The sequence below is a fragment of the Pseudomonas sp. NFACC46-3 genome (assembly GCF_900114515.1).
Classification (GTDB): domain Bacteria; phylum Pseudomonadota; class Gammaproteobacteria; order Pseudomonadales; family Pseudomonadaceae; genus Aquipseudomonas; species Aquipseudomonas fluorescens_Q.
The window spans coordinates 96,802-113,710 of the sequence record NZ_FOTH01000015.1 but is presented as its reverse complement, the minus strand read 5'-3'; the positions used below and the strand labels follow the sequence as shown (position 1 = coordinate 113,710).

The window sequence follows — 16,909 nt, the reverse complement described above, 5'->3', positions numbered from 1 at the left end:
TTCTACGAAACACATCACACTTTGCAAAGCAAGGTGATGGATCACGCGGTTGTCTAATGCGAAAATCTATCGTTAAGTTCTTGATTCTAAATGGGAATTAAGCGATGCAAATTTCAAGTTTGGGTCCAGCCATCAGACGCTACCGCAAAGTAGCGGGGCTTACTCAGGCTGAACTTGGCGAAAAAACCGGTTTTGACCCCAAAACCATCAGCCGCTTCGAAACCGGCACCTACACCCCCAGCGTCGAAGCCTTGTTCCTGCTTGCCAATGTGCTGGATGTACAACTGAAAGCCTTTTTTGCCGACATGGGCGATGAGGACGAACAGCGGGCCTATCTGTTCGGTGTCATACACAGAGCCACGCCGAAGGATCTGGGAAAGCTGATCGCCGCGGTTGACCAGGCCTTGTCCAAGCCTTGATGAAGTCATGAAAAAGAGAAGCCAGTATACCTGCCGCCCGTGCTGCTTCTGTTCGACGGCGGGTACCTGCGGCGTGACAATGCGCTCAGCCTGGAACAAGTACTGGTCAAACTGCTGGCAAACACGTTGACGCTTTTGTTATCGATGGCATGGAAACCGCCAGGGCAGATTCTCTCCTCGGGGAAATCCCAAAGCATGCCTTACCCCAGCGTTGCACGGGATACGGGGCCCGCCGATGCCGGGAAGGGATGGTGAGTAGAGCTTGGTAGCCGATGCACACCGACCAATTGGAAGGAATCAATAACCGGCTCACGCAGAATAAGCCCGTGGCTACCGAACAGTGAGTTCCTTTTATATAAAACGACTCTCCCTGCAAATCGCGAAGAACTTAAAACCACCGCTCGTCCGGACTGTCAGTTCTGACAGTAGACAACAAATATGGCAAAAAAAAACAATCACAGGACAAGAAACCGCTAACTTCTTGCAGCGCCGCACCAACTCAGGCCATATTTGCTGGATAATCAAATGAAAACCAAATCAGTGACCGCATCAAATAAAACGCCTATGACAATCAGATCTTCGAAGGCGCTTTTATTGTCAAAGAGCTTGTATACCCGGACTGACCTTACAAATCCAGAATGGAGACTGGTTGAAACCTGGCAAATCGAGCCATTCCTTTTCCCTACAACAACAGATATACGCCCCAACCATTATGGCTTAATAGTCGCCTACATCCCTGACTCAATCACTCTGAAAATGAGTGACCCGGAAACAGGGGCCATATTCGAAATAAAAAAATTTGGAGACCAAGTTACTTATACATCAATGAACTCACAGGGATCGGTCACGACAAACTTTGCCTGGGACATCCTCGCATCCGTGGATCTTATCGTTGGCGAGCAAAGCCGGTCATCTCATAACAACAAAAACCAGTTTCATGAAGAAAATGGCATCCAACACCTTATAGCCGTTGGCGAGGAACAGGGTTCCATTTTCAGCAATGGAAAAGAATCCGTCATAGTTCCGAACACGACATATTTTTCATTTACAACAAATACCAGCCTGTATTTCTCCGCAGGAGAAAACCAAGCTAGCTCCATCCATCAAGTGATTAATGAGAAATTAGTAAAAGTAGAGAGCCGCATCCTCCAGGGCTATGCATCTTCGGGAGGAAGCTATGCCCTTACCGACAACAAGGACAAGCTTTACCCTGACGGAATATCAATCTTGAATATAGATGATGGATTTTCGGAGAGTGTAGCTAAAATAGAATTCAACCATAACACCACCGACGGAACCGTTAAAATATCGGTACTGTCGAAAACAGTTAGAGTTTGTGAACTAAGAGAATCGATGATTGTATTTGCACTATAACTTCGGGAATGAAACACCTCACCAAAGCACGGGGCGTTTTAACCAGCAATAAGCTGCGCTATCCCGGCAAATTTCAAAGCGAAAAGGATCACCCCGCTTCAGACTGACCGAAAGGCATCTCATAGACCTTACGAACGAAGGCCTGGGTGTTATGGAGGCAACCCCACCAGCCACACCCCGGCACACAATGTTCCCGCTGTGGCTGCTTCCTTCCGGATCTGACCAGGTTCACGGGTAATCGTTGCGGGGGGACCGATGGGGTCACCATAACGACGCCCGCCTGACGGCGAGCCGGGCCATTGTACCTATCTGACGAGAAGTTACAAGCGTTCGCGGCGGATAAAAAAACTGAAGATGTTCAAGTACTTGCTGTGGGCGCATCGCTTGCTAGCGATGACGTTGGCACATTGGACATGAATGCAAGCTGGCTCAGCGCTTTCGCGAGCAAGCTCCCACAGGGGATCTGTGGTGATGCAAATCCCGAGGCCATCCAAAAACAACTGTGGGAGACTCTATGGTGCATGCATAGCCCTTAAATGCCTTTCGGCAGATATTCGCAACAGCTCGTTAGCACAGCTTTGCTTGAGGCTGACACGAGCCTGAACCAAGGCGCCCGGCGCCGAAGAAGACTTATAAGTCGGCGCGGTTCAGGAGTGCAGGTCACGCCCTTCGTTTTCAAGTAGCGGGCCAGCAGTCGAGCATCCAGCGCATCAGTTTTGGCCCGTACGTTCACGCCCTTGCGGTAATGGCTGAGCTCATAACCACCGACCATATGGATCACACAGCCGCCCGCATGAGCCAGATCGGCGAACTTCTGGTGATAGATATTGCAGGCTTCGATGGCCACTCCCACTGGCGCGAACCAGGCCTTGAGCCATTTCTTGACCGCCGATTTGTTGGGAATCGTCTCAAGCCGATCTCCCTTGGGTGAACGGAGGAGGGGTGAAATCTCCCACGGCCTGTACTGCGCTAACAGTCAGAAGCGGACTTTGTCCCTCCTCCTCCCTTCAAGTCCTACCATACAAGCGGGCTTGCCCGCGAAAGCGCCGGCACACGCAACATGAACGCCTACACCCAACACTTTTAACTAACCCCGAATCATTGTCGACGTTAGATCCTAGCAACAAGAGCGGCGAAAATTGATCTTTCGGCGACAGGATTGAACACTCAGAGATCGTTATGCTTGAACAGCAATTAATCACGACGAAGTATTACAAACTACTACTGGGCAGAATGGTCCATACTCGCCATTAAGCGCCTGGGCCCGAACTTGAACATTGAAGTACACCGGCCTGGAGCCACCACTGACGCCTATTTCATGGCGGTACCAACCACGATGGTCCGGCCGGACAGTGGTGGCGGGGACAAACTGCCCCTGCCCAGTAGACACGGCAGTCACTCTGAACGTATGAGCGGCAATCTGGTCGGGGCAGACGTTATCCGAGATTTGCCAGGCCAATATAATGGTGTAAGTGCTTTGTCCGGCCTGGGATAGCCTCCGGGGCGCATTGGGAATGGTCGTCGCCTTATCCATCTGATCGTGTTTCATAAAATTTTCCATAATAAATATAGCCATCATCCATGGCAGCCTTAGGGTAAAGGAAAGCTAGAATATAAAACCACTGTCAAAACAAATGGCATCACTTTAACTTCGCCCAGGCTCTTATCGAGAGTCGACTCTGTATCTGGCGAGCAAAACTTCCTGCGTGAGCAAACTACAACAGTACCCCATCCGCCCTACCACCCTCCTCCTGGATCACCAGATGGATGAAGTGCAGTTTGGTAATCACCGCGGCCGGTACGACGAAGGGGTAGAAATCCGGCTGGCCCATGCTGCGGGACAGTTCGTTGAGCATGCCGGCCAGTTCGATCCAGGCGTTGACGAACGAGAGGAAGGCCGCACCGCCAGCGTGCCCGGAATCGTATAGGGTTTCGGGCGGGAACGGCTGGTAGTCGAAATCCATTTCCCGGGCGCTCATACCGAACCCCAGGGCGGTGTCCACCGCGTCCATCATGTGCAGGTAATGGGCCCAGGTTTCCGCCCAGTCCTCCCACGGGTGCATGGTGGCATAGGCGCTGACGTAGCGGGTTTGCCAGTCCAGCGGCGCGCCTTGCTGGTAGTGCTGCTCCAGGGCGTCGGCGTAACTGGCGCGCTCATCGCCGAACAGCTCGCGAAAAGGCCCGAGCCAGTGGCTGTTGGCGACCAGTCGGTCCCAGTAGTAGTGCCCCACCTCATGCCGGAAATGCCCAAGCAAGGTGCGATACGGCTCGCGCATCTGCTGGCGCACGTATTCGCGATGGGCATCGTCAGCTTCCTTGATGTCGAGGGTGATCAGCCCGCTGGCGTGACCGGTGGTGGGTGGCGTGCCGTCGGGGTCGACACCGATGAAATCAAACGCCAAGCCGATGTTTTCGTCGACGGTTTTCGGGATGACCGGCAAGCCGAGAGTAATCAGTTGCGCGACCAGTCGACGCTTGGCGGTCTCGACCTTGCGCCAGCGTTCTGGGTTTTCCGGGATCGACAGGTCGGGAATGGTGCGGTTCAGGCTACAGGCGACGCACAGGGTGTCGTGCCCATTGTCCGGCAGCAGCCAATTACAGGCCGCCGCAGTGTCGAGGTTGGCGCAACGGCGAAACAGCCCGGCTTGGGGATCAACGTCCAGCGTCCAGGTCCCGGCTTGCTCGCCAGGTTGCAAGGACGTCAGGCGACTCTGCTCAGGTTGATAACCCAGCGCCGCCAGGCAGGCCAGGCATTGGCTATTGCGAAAAAACAACGACTGGCCACAGCGGCACGGCCAGACCTTGCTGTTACGTGACCGATCGCCCAGGAACGGCGCGGCGATGCGTGAGCTCAGTTGTTCGAAGAAGCGGTGCATGGCGATCTCTCCCTGGGGCCTGCAAGACTAGATCACCCTGTATCCATGATCGTTCCCACGCGTTGCGTCATAGTGCCCGATAAACCGTGGCGAGGGAGCATGCTCCCGCTGGGTGGCGCAGCCGCCCCAATCGGAACGACGCAACCTTCCCAGACGGACCGCGTCAGGAGGTTTTACGACGGCTGCGCCGCCGAGCGGGAGCAAGCTGCCTCGCCACAGCGGCGCCCTCACGATTAAACCGTGATGCCATGCTTGCTCAAGAAAGCCACGAACGCCTCTTCATCCAGCACCTTGAGCCCCAGCTCATTGGCCTTGGTCAATTTCGACCCGGCGCCCGGCCCCGCCACCACGCAGTGGGTTTTCGCCGACACCGAACCGGCGACCTTCGCCCCCAGGCTCTCCAGCTTGTCCTTGGCGACGTCGCGACTCATCAACTCCAGCGAACCGGTCAGCACCCAGGTATGCCCCGCCTCGGGCAAGCCTTCGACGACCTTCTTTTCGCTCTGCCAATGCATGCCGAAGTCGCGCAACTGTCGTTCCGCTGCCTCGGCCTGCTGACGGTTGCTGGCATTGGCGAAGAACTCGCGCACGGCGTTGGCCTGCTTTTCCGGCAACGCCTGGCGCATGTCAAGCCAGTCGGCATTCATCACCGCTTCGAGTGAACCGAACTTGTCTGCCAGTTTCTGCGCCCCGCCCGGCCCGACCGAGGGGATGTCCAGTTTGTCGAGAAAGCCGCCCAGGGTTGTGCTGGCGGAGAACTCGGCGCCCAACTCGCCTTGGTCCTGAATCTCGAGACCGTGGCACAGCAGGTCCTTGATCACCTGGCGGTTGTGTGGGTCTTCGAAGAAGCTGTGGATCTCGTGGGCCACTTCCAGGCCGACGTCGGGCAAGTAGGTGAGCACCTGGGGCAAAGCCGCTTGTACGCGCTCCAGCGAACCAAGAGAGCGAGCCAGGACCTTGGCGGTTTCCTCGCCCACGTCCGGGATGCCGAGGGCGTAGATAAAACGCGCCAGGCTCGGTTTTTTGCTGTCGACAATGGCCGCCAGCAGGTTCTTGCTCGACAGTTCGGCGAAACCCTCCAGGTCGACCACCTGCTCGAAGGTCAGGGCATACAGGTCGGCGGGCGACCCCACCAGGCCCTCGTCCACCAGTTGCTCGACACTCTTCTCGCCCAGACCTTCGATGTCCATGGCCCGGCGCGAGACGAAGTGAATGATCGCCTGCTTGAGCTGCGCGCCACAGGCCAGGCGACCGACGCAGCGATACACCGCGCCTTCGCTGATAGTTTCACGGCCCTTGCTGCGCTTGATCAGTTGCGTGCGCTCGACATGGGAGCCGCACACCGGGCACTGCTGTGGGATCGCGACCGGACGAGCATGCTCCGGCCGACGTTCGGTGATCACCTGCACCACTTGCGGAATCACATCCCCGGCGCGGCGGATGATCACCGTGTCGCCGATCATCAGGCCCAGACGCGCCACTTCGTCCATGTTGTGCAACGTGGCGTTGGCCACGGTCACGCCAGCGACCTTGACCGGCTTGAGGCGCGCCACGGGCGTCACGGCGCCAGTGCGACCGACCTGAAACTCAACGTCCAGCAACTCGGTGAGCTCTTCAGAGGCCGGGAATTTATGAGCGATGGCCCAGCGTGGTTCCCGGGCGCGGAAACCCAGTTCGCGTTGGGAGGCGATACTGTTGACCTTGAACACCACCCCGTCGATCTCATAAGGCAACGCGTTGCGTCGCTCGCCGATGTCGCGGTAGTAATCCAGGCATTCGTCAATACCATGGGCCAGCTTCAATTCACGGCTGATGGGCAGGCCCCAGGCCTTGAGTTGCTTGAGATTGCCGATGTGGGTATCGGCAATGTCCGTGGTCACCTGGCCGATACCGTAGCAGCAGAATTCCAGCGGGCGGTTGGCGGTGATCTTGGAATCCAACTGGCGCAGGCTCCCCGCCGCCGCGTTGCGCGGGTTGGCGAAGGTCTTGCCACCCGCTTCCAGTTGCGTAGCGTTGAGGCGCTCGAAACCGGCCTTGGACATGTACACCTCGCCGCGCACTTCCAGCAGTGGCGGCCAGCCACTGCCCTGCAACTTAAGGGGGATGTTGCGCACGGTACGCACATTGACGCTGATGTCCTCGCCCGTGGTGCCATCACCGCGCGTGGCTCCGCGCACCAGCAGGCCGTCCTGATACAACAGGCTGACCGCCAAGCCATCGAGCTTCGGCTCGCAGCTGTATTCAACCGCCGCGCCACCGCCCAGCAAATCGCCCATGGGCAGGTCGAGGCCTTCAGTCACCCGCCGGTCGAACTCGCGCATGGTGGTTTCGTCGAAGGCGTTGCCCAGGCTGAGCATCGGGATCTCGTGACGCACCTGGCTGAACGCCGACAGCGCCATGCTGCCGACGCGCTGGGTCGGGGAATCGCTGGTCACCAGCTCCGGGTGCTGCTCTTCCAGGGCCTTGAGTTCGTGAAACAGACGGTCGTATTCGGCATCGGGGATGCTCGGCTCGTCGAGGACATGGTAACGATAGTTGTGCTGATCCAACTCGGTACGCAGCTGTTGGATGCGGGTTTCGACGGCGTTCATGGGTGTTCTCTCATAAAGCAAAAGAGCAGCCTAGGCTGCTCAATCTTTTAAAATCGTTGGCAGTTCGAACCTGAACCTACCAATACAGAACCTGTGGCGAGGGGATTTATCCCCGCTGGGCTGCGAAGCAGCCCCAAAAGTCATCAATTCAATTAGCCTGATCAGGCTAGGGCGTCAGGTTTCAGGGCTGCTTTGCAGCCCAGCGGGGATAAATCCCCTCGCCACAAAAAGCCCCTGCGCCACAAAGGCTTTGCCGATTTCAGCGTTTCTGGGTCAACGCACGACGCTCGAATTCGACGATGCGCTGGCGGTAGTGCTCGATGGTCTGGGCGGTCAGCACGCTGCGCTGGTCATCCTTGAGTTCGCCATTGAGCTCCTGGGACAGCTTGCGCGCCGCAGCCACCATCACGTCGAAGGCTTGCTTGGGATGACGTGGACCCGGCAGGCCGAGGAAGAAACTCACCGCTGGCGTGCTGAAATGATCGATGTCGTCCAGGTCGAACACCCCGGGCTTGACGGCGTTGGCCATGGAGAACAGCACCTCGCCGTTGCCGGCCATGCTCTCGTGACGGTGGAAAATGTCCATCTCGCCGAAACGCAGGCCGCTTTCCAGAATGTTCTGCAGCAACGCCGGGCCCTTGAAACCGGCCGGATCGCGGCAGATCACGCTGATCACCAACACTTCTTCAGCCTGGGCCTGGTCCTTGTCGGCGCTCGAGGTTTTGTTCTCGTCCGGGAAGTCGCTGTCGCGACTGCTGAAGCTCGGACCACCATCCAGGTCGAGGTTCAGGTTCAAATCACCCTGGGATGGCTCGCTGTTTCGCTTGCCGCGCTTGGAGCCCGATTCCCGTGGCTCACGGGCAGGCGCGCTCATCGACGGCAAGTCGTGTTCGTCCAGCTGCGGCTCCTTGTGGGTGTCCAGCACCCGGGGCGGGCCCAGCAGCTCGGCGTTGTCATCCTCATCCGGCAGGTTCGACAAGCTGCGGTCCAGGCGAAACTTCAGCTTCCCCTTGCCGCCGCGCATGCGACGCCAGCCGTCGAAAAGAATACCGGCAATGACAATGATGCCGATGACGATCAGCCACTCGCGCAGACCGATTTCCATGTAATCCCGTGCCTCTATAAAAATGCTGAAAAATAAGGGGCTTAGCTATTTGCAAACCGCTTTAAAACGTGGCGCCAACTCTATGTTCTGAATGGCCTTTTGCCCACGCATACGAAAAATTGACATTAAACTAGCACGACCAAAGATAACTTTACACCGTCTGTCGCACAGGCTTGTGCCCAATCTGTGATTTGAACAACAGGCCCAAGGGTAAAAAATACCTACAGCGTTCCAAGTAGAAGCCCTACAACCGGTTGTTCAGGCATCCACCATGGCCATGGCCTCCTCCACATCCACCGCCACCAGCCGCGAACAGCCCGGCTCATGCATGGTCACGCCCATCAACTGATCGGCCATTTCCATGGCGATTTTGTTGTGGGTGATGTAGATGAACTGCACCGTTTCAGACATCTCCTTCACCAGCCGTGCGTAACGGCCTACGTTGGCGTCGTCCAGTGGTGCGTCGACCTCGTCGAGCATGCAGAACGGCGCCGGGTTCAATTTGAAGATGGCAAAAACCAGGGCCAGCGCGGTCAGCGCCTTTTCGCCACCGGAGAGCAAATGGATGGTGCTGTTCTTCTTGCCAGGAGGACGCGCCATGATTGTCACCCCTGTATCGAGTAAATCTTCGCCCGTCAGTTCCAAGTAAGCGCTGCCGCCACCGAAAACTTTTGGGAAAAGGGCCTGCAAACCACCGTTGATCTGATCAAAGGTATCCTTGAAGCGGTTGCGGGTTTCCTTGTCGATCTTGCGAATGACGTTTTCCAGGGTCTCCAGCGCTTCCACCAGATCGTCGTTCTGGGCGTCCAGGTAACGCTTGCGCTCGGACTGCTGCTGGTACTCGTCGATGGCCGCCAGGTTGATTGCCCCCAGGCGCTGGATGCGCTGGGCAATGCGTTCCAACTCCTCCTCGGCGTCCTTCTCGTTCGCCCCGGCCACCAGGGTGGCGAGCACACCATCGAGGTCGTAGCCGTCTTCCAGCAACTGGTCCTGCAAGGCTTTGCGCCGCACCGTCAGGGCTTGCCACTCCATGCGCTGCTGTTCCATTTGGCCGCGGATCAGTTGCGATTGCTGCTCGGCCTGGCTGCGACGCTTTTCGGCGTCGCGCAGTTCACGGTCGGCGTCCTCCAGGGCGATCTGCGCCGTCTTGAGTTCTTCGTCGACGCTCATGCGCTTGTCGAGCAACTCTTCGAGCTTGAGACGCAGCTCTTCCAGCGGCGCTTCGCCCTCCTCCAGATTGAGGCTCAACTGCTCGCGTTTTTCGGTCAGGCGTTCGGACTGCATTTCCAGCCGTTCCAAGGCCTGGCGCGTGGAATCGTGCTGGGCCTTGAGCGAGCCCAGGCGCACCGCCAACTGATGAGCATGATCCTTGTGCTGGCGTGCTTCCTGGCGCACCCGATCCAGGCGCTCGCGCAGACTGTCACGCTGGGCCAGCAGCAGTTCGCGCTGCTCGGTGTCCAGTGCCATGGCGTCGAGGGCTTCTTGCAGTTGCAAGCGCGCCTCGCCGATCTGTTCGTGCTCCAGCGCCCGCTGCTCGCCCAGTTCGGCGATTTCTTCTTCCAGGCGGGTGCGACGCAACGCCAGCTGTTCGACCTTGGCCTTGCCGGCCGACAACTGCGCCTTGAGCTCGCCTTGCTGGCGCGCCTCATCCTGCAACAGCCGCCGCAGGTGTTCGCGACCATTCTCCTGCTGACGCTGTTGCGCCCGCAGGTTTTGCAATTCGGTTTCCAGGGCTTCGACGCTGGCTTCGCGCTCTTCCCGTTCGGCGCCCAGGCGCTGGATTTCCTGGCCCCGGGCGAGCATGCCGCTCTCGGCTTCGCTGGCCCGGCGCACCCGCAGGAAGTGCCGGCCGACCCAATAACCGTCCCGGCTGATCAGGCTTTCGCCGGCCGCCAACTGCCCACGCAGGGCCAACGCCTGTTCAAGGCTATCCACCGGTTTGACCTGCCCCAGCCAGGGCGACAGGTCGACCTGGGCCTCGACCTTGTCCAGCAAGCTGCCGGGGATTCGTACGCCGTCGCCAGCCGGGCTGAGCAGGCGCAGATCGCCCTGGGTGAAACCCGACAGGTCGAAGCCGCCGAAGTCATCCACCAGCACCGCTTGCAGGTCGGCACCCAGCACGGTTTCCACCGCCAGCTCCCAACCGGCATCGACCTTCAGGCCCTCGGCCAGTCGCGGACGCTCGGCCAGATGCTGGTCGCGCAGCCACTCGGCGGTGCCGGTGCCTGGGTCCAGCGCGGCTTGCTGCAAGGCTTCCAGCGAAGCCAAACGCCCATTGAGCCGCTGCAATTCGCCCTGGGCCTGTTGCTGGTTCTGCAAGGCCAGTTGCAAGGCCTGGCGCAGTTGCTCAAGCCGTTCGACCTGGGCGTCTTCGCTGGCCTGCAAGTCTTCGAGCGTGGCTTCGCTGGTCGCCAGTTGCTCGCTCAGGTCCAGGATCGCTGCGTCTTCCGGGTCCGCCGCGAGCAAGGCACGCTCTTCGGCCAGGCGGCGCTGCCGTTCGGCCAGGCGCTCCATGCTGGTTTCCAACTGCTGGATGCGCGACTGCTGGACTTCAGCCTGGCGCCGTGGCTCGGCCGAGGTCAGGTTGAAGCTGTCCCACTGCTCTTGCCAGCCGTGCATGGTCAGCTCGGCTTCTTCCAGGGCTGCGGCGGCTTCTTCGGCGGCGGCGCTGGTGATTTCCTGCTCTGGCGTGAGCCGGTCCAGCTCTTCGCCAAGGGTCAATAGCAGCGTGCGGTCGTGGCCCAGGTGGGATTCGGTTTCCAGGCGCGCCCGCTCGGCTTCCTTCAAGTCATCCTGCAACTGCCGCAGCCGTTGCTGACCGTGCTGGATGCTCTGCTCGACCCGGGCGATGTCGCCCCCCACGGAATAGAAGCGCCCCTGCACCAGATTGAAGCGCTCCGACAGGTCGTGGTGACCGTCACGCAGGCGTTCGATGGCGGCGTCGGCGTTGCGTTGCTCGGCCACCAGGGCCTCGAAACTGACTTCCTGGTTGCCGATGATCGCCTCACGCTGACCGACCTGCTCGTTCAACGCCTGCCAGCGCAGGGCCGAAAGTTGGGCCTTGAGCTGGCGCTCCTCGCCCTTGTATTCCTGGTACTTCTTCGCGGCCTCGGCCTGACGGTGCAGACGTTCCAGCTGGCGCTCGAGTTCTTCGCGCAGGTCGGTCAGGCGCGCGAGGTTTTCGTGGGTGCGACGAATGCGGTTTTCGGTTTCGCGCCGCCGTTCCTTGTATTTGGAAATACCGGCGGCTTCTTCAATGAAGTTGCGCAGATCTTCAGGCTTGGCCTCGATCAGCTTGGAGATCATGCCCTGTTCGATGATCGAGTAGCTGCGCGGGCCCAGGCCGGTGCCGAGGAAAATATCGGTGATGTCGCGGCGTCGGCACTTGGTGCCGTTGAGGAAGTAGCTGTTCTGGCTGTCGCGGGTCACTTTGCGACGAATGGAGATTTCCGCATACGCGGCGTATTCACCCACCAGGGTGCCGTCGGAGTTATCGAACACCAGCTCGATGCTGGCCTGGCTCACCGGCTTGCGGCTGGTGGAGCCGTTGAAGATGACGTCGGTCATCGACTCGCCGCGCAGGTTCTTGGCCGAGCTCTCGCCCATCACCCAACGCACGGCATCGATGATGTTCGACTTGCCGCAACCATTGGGCCCGACCACTGCCGCCATGTTACTGGGGAAGTTCACCGTAGTCGGGTCGACGAAGGATTTGAACCCCGCCAGTTTGATGCACTTGAGCCGCACGTTCAGGCCTTCGTCAGGGCAGAGACCACCAGATCGCAACTGCGCTGGGCGTAGGCCGTCAGCACGAGGCGAATCTGCGGCAGATCACGGGCCAGCACAGCGGCGAGCAGGCGCTGGAACAGGTCGAGGAACTCGCTCATTTCCGCCTTGCGCTGGTCCAGGGCCAGGAAATAGGCACGGCTCATGGCCGGTTGCAGGTTCTCGACGGTTTCCTGCAAGTACGGGTTGTTGGCAAAGGGATAGGCGGCGCGCATCACGCTGAAGCTTTCATCGACGAAGGTACGGATGTCCTGGCGCGCGTAGGCGTCGTTGAGACGCTGCTGGATCGCCACGAACGGCGCCATGTCGGCCTGCTCTTTCCAGCCATGGGCCACGGCGTAACCCAGCAGGATGTACAGCTCGCTCATCAACGTGCAGAGGCTGCGCACCTTGTGCTCGGTGAGTTCGGTGACGTGGGCACCGCGGCGCGGCAGGATCGCGATCAAGTGGCGTCGCTCCAGGATCAGCAAGGCCTCGCGGACCGAACCGCGGCTGACGTTGAGCGCCAGCGTGACCTTCTGCTCCTGGATGCGCTCTCCCGGCTTCATTTCGCCGCGAATGATGCGTTCGGCGAGATGGTGGGCGATTTGCTCGGCGAGGCTGTCCGGGGCCTTGAACGTCATGGTTGTCCTTCAAACTCTTCGATTTGCACAAGCGGCGCAGTGTAGCGCACTCGATACGTCATGGCGCAGGGCCTGCAGCGGGTTTTTGGCACGATTCAAGCAAAAAAGCAGGGCGTCACCCAAGGGTCAATACTGAACCTACACGTTGTTCATCGACAAAACGAATTTTCCTGACCTTTAAGTCAGAAAATCATTGACCGAAAAGTCAAAACTGATAAATTCGGCCCAAGTCGATACAACAATAATGAGTCTGCGAGGCCTTCCGTGATCCAGTTTTTACTCAACCAGGAACTCCGTAGCGAGCACGCCCTGGACCCGAACCTGACCGTGCTCAACTATTTACGCGAGCATGTTGGTAAGTCCGGTACCAAAGAAGGCTGCGCCAGCGGCGACTGTGGCGCGTGCACCGTGGTGGTGGGCGAACTGCATATGGATGAAACCGGCCGTGAGCGCATGCGCTACCGCAGCCTCAATTCGTGCCTGACTTTCGTCTCGGCCCTGCACGGCAAGCAACTGATCAGCGTCGAAGACCTCAAGCACCAGGGCCAGCTGCACAGCGTCCAACAAGCGATGGTCGATTGCCACGGCTCGCAATGCGGCTTCTGCACACCAGGCTTCGTCATGTCGCTGTTCGCCCTGCAAAAGAACAGCGAACAATCCGACGCCCATAAAGCCCACGAAGCCCTGGCCGGCAATCTCTGCCGTTGCACCGGCTACCGGCCGATCCTGGCCGCCGCCGAGCAGGCCTGCTGCGGCAAGCAACCGGACCAGTTCGACGCCCGCGAGGCCGAGACCATCGCCCGCCTCAAAGCCATCGCACCGACCGAGACCGGCGAGCTCAACAGCGGCGACAAGCGCTGCCTGGTGCCGCTGACCGTGGCCGACCTGGCCGATCTCTACGATGCTTATCCCCAGGCGCGCCTGCTGGCCGGCGGCACGGACCTGGCCCTGGAAGTCACTCAGTTCCACCGCACCCTGCCGGTGATGATCTACGTGGGCAACGTCGCCGAACTCAAGCGCATCGAGCGTTTCGACGATCGCCTGGAGATCGGCGCCGCCACCGCCCTCTCCGATTGCTACGAAGCCCTGAAAGCCGAATACCCGGACTTCGGCGAACTGCTGCAACGCTTTGCCTCGCTGCAGATCCGCAACCAAGGCACCTTGGGCGGCAACATCGGCAACGCCTCGCCGATCGGCGACTCGCCGCCGCTGCTGATCGCCCTCGGCGCGCAAATCGTGCTGTGCAAGGGCCAGACCCGCCGGACCCTGGCGCTGGAAGACTATTTCATCGACTACCGCGTCACGGCGCGCCAGGAAAGCGAATTCATCGAGAAGATCATCGTGCCCCGGGCCAGTGCCGAGCAGGCGTTCCGCGCCTACAAGGTCTCCAAGCGCCTGGACGATGATATTTCCGCGGTGTGCGCGGCGTTCAACCTGCGCATCGACAACGGCGTGGTCCGCGAAGCCCGCATTGCCTTCGGCGGCATGGCCGCCACACCCAAGCGCGCCACCCATTGCGAAGCGGCACTGATCGGTGCGCCGTGGACCGACAGCACCGTCGAACGCGCCTGCGCCGCCCTGGCCGAGGACTTCACACCGCTGTCGGATTTCCGCGCCAGCAAGGAATACCGCCTGCTCAGCGCCCGCAACCTGTTGCGCAAGTACTTCATCGAACTGCAAACACCGCACATCGAGACTCGGGTGACCGCTTATGTCTAACCATCACACCGTAGAAAAGACCCAAGCCGAACTCGCCGAGCTGTTCGCCCGCGACCTGACCACTGGCGTGGGCCGCAGCGTCAAGCACGACAGCGCCGCCAAGCATGTGTCCGGCGAGGCCCAGTACATCGATGACCGCCTGGAATTCCCGAACCAGTTGCACGTCTATGCCCGACTGTCGGACCGCGCCCATGCCCGGATCGTCCGCATCGACACCGCGCCCTGTTACGCCTTCGAAGGCGTGCGCATCGCCATTACCCACCAAGACATCCCCGGCCTGAAGGACATCGGCCCACTGTTGCCCGGCGACCCGCTGCTGGCCATCGATGACGTGCAGTTCGTCGGCCAACCGGTGTTGGCCGTCGCCGCCAAGGACCTGGACACCGCGCGCAAAGCGGCGATGGCGGCCATCGTCGAGTACGAAGACCTGGAGCCGGTGCTGGACGTGGTCGAAGCCCTGCGCAAGCGGCATTTCGTGCTCGACAGCCACACCCACCAACGTGGCGATTCGGCCACGGCGCTGGCGAGCGCCGAGCATCGCATCCAGGGTTCGCTGCACATCGGCGGCCAGGAGCACTTTTACCTGGAAACCCAGATTTCTTCGGTAATGCCCACCGAAGACGGCGGCATGATCGTCTACTGCTCGACCCAGAACCCCACCGAAGTGCAGAAACTGGTGGCCGAAGTGCTGGGCGTGTCGATGAACAAGGTCGTGGTGGACATGCGCCGCATGGGCGGCGGCTTTGGCGGCAAGGAAACCCAAGCCGCCAGCCCGGCGTGCCTGTGCGCCGTCATCGCCCACCTCACTGGCCAGCCGACCAAGATGCGCCTGCCCCGGGTCGAAGACATGCTGATGACCGGCAAGCGCCATCCCTTCTACATCGAATACGACGTCGGCTTCGACAGCCGCGGGCGCTTGCACGGCATCGCCCTGGATCTGGCGGGTAACTGCGGTTGCTCGCCAGACCTGTCGGCGTCGATTGTCGACCGGGCGATGTTCCATGCCGACAACGCCTACTACCTGGGCGATGCGACCATCAACGGCCACCGCTGCAAGACCAACACCGCTTCGAACACCGCCTACCGTGGTTTCGGCGGGCCGCAAGGCATGGTCGCCATCGAAGAGGTCATGGATGCCATCGCCCGGCACCTGGGCCTGGATCCGCTGGCCGTGCGCAAGGCCAACTATTACGGCAAGACCGAGCGCAACGTCACCCACTACTACCAGACCGTCGAGCACAACATGCTCGAGGAAATGACCGCCGAACTGGAGCAAAGCAGCCAGTACGCTGAACGCCGCGAGGCGATCCGTCGCTACAACGCCAATAGCCCCATCCTGAAAAAAGGCCTGGCGCTGACCCCGGTGAAATTCGGCATTTCGTTCACCGCCAGTTTCCTCAACCAGGCCGGCGCGCTGATCCACGTTTACACCGATGGCAGCATTCACCTCAACCACGGTGGCACCGAAATGGGCCAGGGCCTGAACACCAAGGTCGCCCAGGTGGTGGCCGAGGTGTTCCAGGTGGAAATGGACCGCGTGCAGATCACCGCGACCAACACCGACAAGGTGCCGAACACCTCGCCCACCGCGGCCTCCAGCGGCGCCGACCTGAACGGCAAGGCGGCGCAGAATGCGGCCGAGACCATCAAGCAGCGCCTGGTGGAATTCGCTGCACGGCAGTACAAGGTCAGCGAAGAAGACGTGGAATTCCACAACGGCCATGTGCGGGTGCGCGACCACATCCTGACCTTCGAGGCGCTGGTACAGCAGGCGTATTTCGCCCAGGTCTCGCTGTCGAGCACCGGCTTCTACAAGACCCCGAAAATCTACTACGACCGCAGCCAGGCCCGTGGCCGCCCCTTCTACTACTACGCCTTTGGCGCGGCCTGCGCCGAAGTGATCGTCGACACCCTCACCGGCGAGTACAAGATGCTGCGCACCGACATCCTCCACGACGTCGGCGCCTCGCTGAACCCGGCCATCGACATCGGCCAGGTCGAGGGCGGCTTCATCCAAGGCATGGGCTGGCTGACCATGGAAGAGCTGGTGTGGAACGACAAAGGCAAGCTGATGACCAATGGCCCGGCCAGCTACAAGATCCCCGCCGTGGCCGACATGCCGCTGGACCTGCGGGTCAAGCTGGTGGAAAACCGCAAGAACCCCGAAGACACGGTGTTCCACTCCAAGGCCGTGGGCGAGCCGCCGTTCATGCTCGGCATCGCCGCGTGGTGCGCCATCAAGGACGCCGTGGCGAGCCTGGGGGATTACCAGCACCAACCGAACATCGACGCCCCGGCAACGCCGGAGCGAGTGTTGTGGGGGTGTGAGCAGATGCGGCAGTTGAAGGCCGTGAAGCCTACGCAAGCCGAAGCCGAGATGGCTCCGCTTTGAAGAGCGGACGCGGAGCGTCCAAAG

At 60.1% G+C, this 16,909-nt stretch carries 10 protein-coding genes and 1 other RNA gene; 4 read left to right on the top strand and 7 right to left on the bottom strand.

The window, feature by feature from the left end; all coding sequences use genetic code 11:
• Nucleotides 1-104 precede the first annotated feature (104 nt).
• Nucleotides 105-419, top strand: a complete 315-nt coding sequence (locus tag BM300_RS16545; protein WP_063322219.1) for a helix-turn-helix domain-containing protein — start codon at nucleotides 105-107, stop codon at nucleotides 417-419.
• A 525-nt stretch (nucleotides 420-944) separates the two neighbouring features.
• Nucleotides 945-1,793 carry a hypothetical protein gene (locus BM300_RS16540; protein WP_139197676.1) on the top strand — a complete coding sequence of 283 codons (849 nt, stop codon included), beginning with the start codon at nucleotides 945-947 and terminating at the stop codon, nucleotides 1,791-1,793.
• Nucleotides 1,794-1,954: 161 nt separating this feature from the next.
• Here BM300_RS16540 and ffs read toward each other — a convergent pair.
• The 7 genes from ffs to BM300_RS16500 form a co-directional block, all read right to left on the bottom strand.
• Nucleotides 1,955-2,051: signal recognition particle sRNA small type (ffs, locus tag BM300_RS16535), an RNA gene on the bottom strand.
• Nucleotides 2,052-2,325: 274 nt separating this feature from the next.
• Nucleotides 2,326-2,640 carry an IS110 family transposase gene (locus tag BM300_RS16530; RefSeq protein WP_371914665.1) on the bottom strand — a complete coding sequence of 105 codons (315 nt, stop codon included), beginning with the start codon at nucleotides 2,638-2,640 and terminating at the stop codon, nucleotides 2,326-2,328.
• Between the two features lie 868 nt (nucleotides 2,641-3,508).
• Complete coding sequence (locus tag BM300_RS16520) at nucleotides 3,509-4,669, bottom strand: zinc-binding metallopeptidase family protein (RefSeq protein ID WP_092463346.1); 1,161 nt, start codon at nucleotides 4,667-4,669, stop codon at nucleotides 3,509-3,511.
• A 233-nt stretch (nucleotides 4,670-4,902) separates the two neighbouring features.
• On the bottom strand, nucleotides 4,903-7,260 hold the full coding sequence (gene ligA / locus BM300_RS16515) for an NAD-dependent DNA ligase LigA (RefSeq protein ID WP_092223063.1): 2,358 nt from the start codon (nucleotides 7,258-7,260) through the stop codon (nucleotides 4,903-4,905).
• A gap of 259 nt (nucleotides 7,261-7,519) precedes the next feature.
• Complete coding sequence (gene zipA / locus BM300_RS16510; RefSeq protein ID WP_063322223.1) at nucleotides 7,520-8,365, bottom strand: cell division protein ZipA; 846 nt, start codon at nucleotides 8,363-8,365, stop codon at nucleotides 7,520-7,522.
• 258 nt (nucleotides 8,366-8,623) lie between these two features.
• Nucleotides 8,624-12,112, bottom strand: coding sequence for a chromosome segregation protein SMC (gene smc, locus BM300_RS16505; RefSeq protein ID WP_092463344.1), 3,489 nt, complete (start codon nucleotides 12,110-12,112; stop codon nucleotides 8,624-8,626).
• 2 nt (nucleotides 12,113-12,114) lie between these two features.
• Nucleotides 12,115-12,774 (bottom strand): GntR family transcriptional regulator, encoded by a 660-nt coding sequence (locus BM300_RS16500; RefSeq protein ID WP_063322225.1) that lies wholly within the window; start codon nucleotides 12,772-12,774, stop codon nucleotides 12,115-12,117.
• Nucleotides 12,775-13,038: 264 nt separating this feature from the next.
• On the opposite strand from BM300_RS16500, the gene xdhA reads away from it, so the two are divergent.
• Both xdhA and xdhB read left to right on the top strand, forming a co-directional pair.
• Nucleotides 13,039-14,493 carry a xanthine dehydrogenase small subunit gene (xdhA, locus tag BM300_RS16495; RefSeq protein WP_092223059.1) on the top strand — a complete coding sequence of 485 codons (1,455 nt, stop codon included), beginning with the start codon at nucleotides 13,039-13,041 and terminating at the stop codon, nucleotides 14,491-14,493.
• Nucleotides 14,486-16,885 carry a xanthine dehydrogenase molybdopterin binding subunit gene (gene xdhB / locus BM300_RS16490; RefSeq protein ID WP_092148466.1) on the top strand — a complete coding sequence of 800 codons (2,400 nt, stop codon included), beginning with the start codon at nucleotides 14,486-14,488 and terminating at the stop codon, nucleotides 16,883-16,885. The genes xdhA and xdhB overlap by 8 nt, the downstream gene beginning before the upstream one ends.
• The last annotated feature ends 24 nt before the right edge of the window (nucleotides 16,886-16,909 follow it).

Coding starts and splice junctions, on each gene's coding strand:
- BM300_RS16545 (WP_063322219.1), top strand. CDS start 105: ATGCAAATTTCAAGTTTGGGTCCAGCCATCAGACGCTACCGCAAAGTA.
- BM300_RS16540 (WP_139197676.1), top strand. CDS start 945: ATGAAAACCAAATCAGTGACCGCATCAAATAAAACGCCTATGACAATC.
- BM300_RS16520 (WP_092463346.1), bottom strand. CDS start 4,669: ATGCACCGCTTCTTCGAACAACTGAGCTCACGCATCGCCGCGCCGTTC.
- ligA (WP_092223063.1), bottom strand. CDS start 7,260: ATGAACGCCGTCGAAACCCGCATCCAACAGCTGCGTACCGAGTTGGAT.
- zipA (WP_063322223.1), bottom strand. CDS start 8,365: ATGGAAATCGGTCTGCGCGAGTGGCTGATCGTCATCGGCATCATTGTC.
- BM300_RS16500 (WP_063322225.1), bottom strand. CDS start 12,774: ATGACGTTCAAGGCCCCGGACAGCCTCGCCGAGCAAATCGCCCACCAT.
- xdhB (WP_092148466.1), top strand. CDS start 14,486: ATGTCTAACCATCACACCGTAGAAAAGACCCAAGCCGAACTCGCCGAG.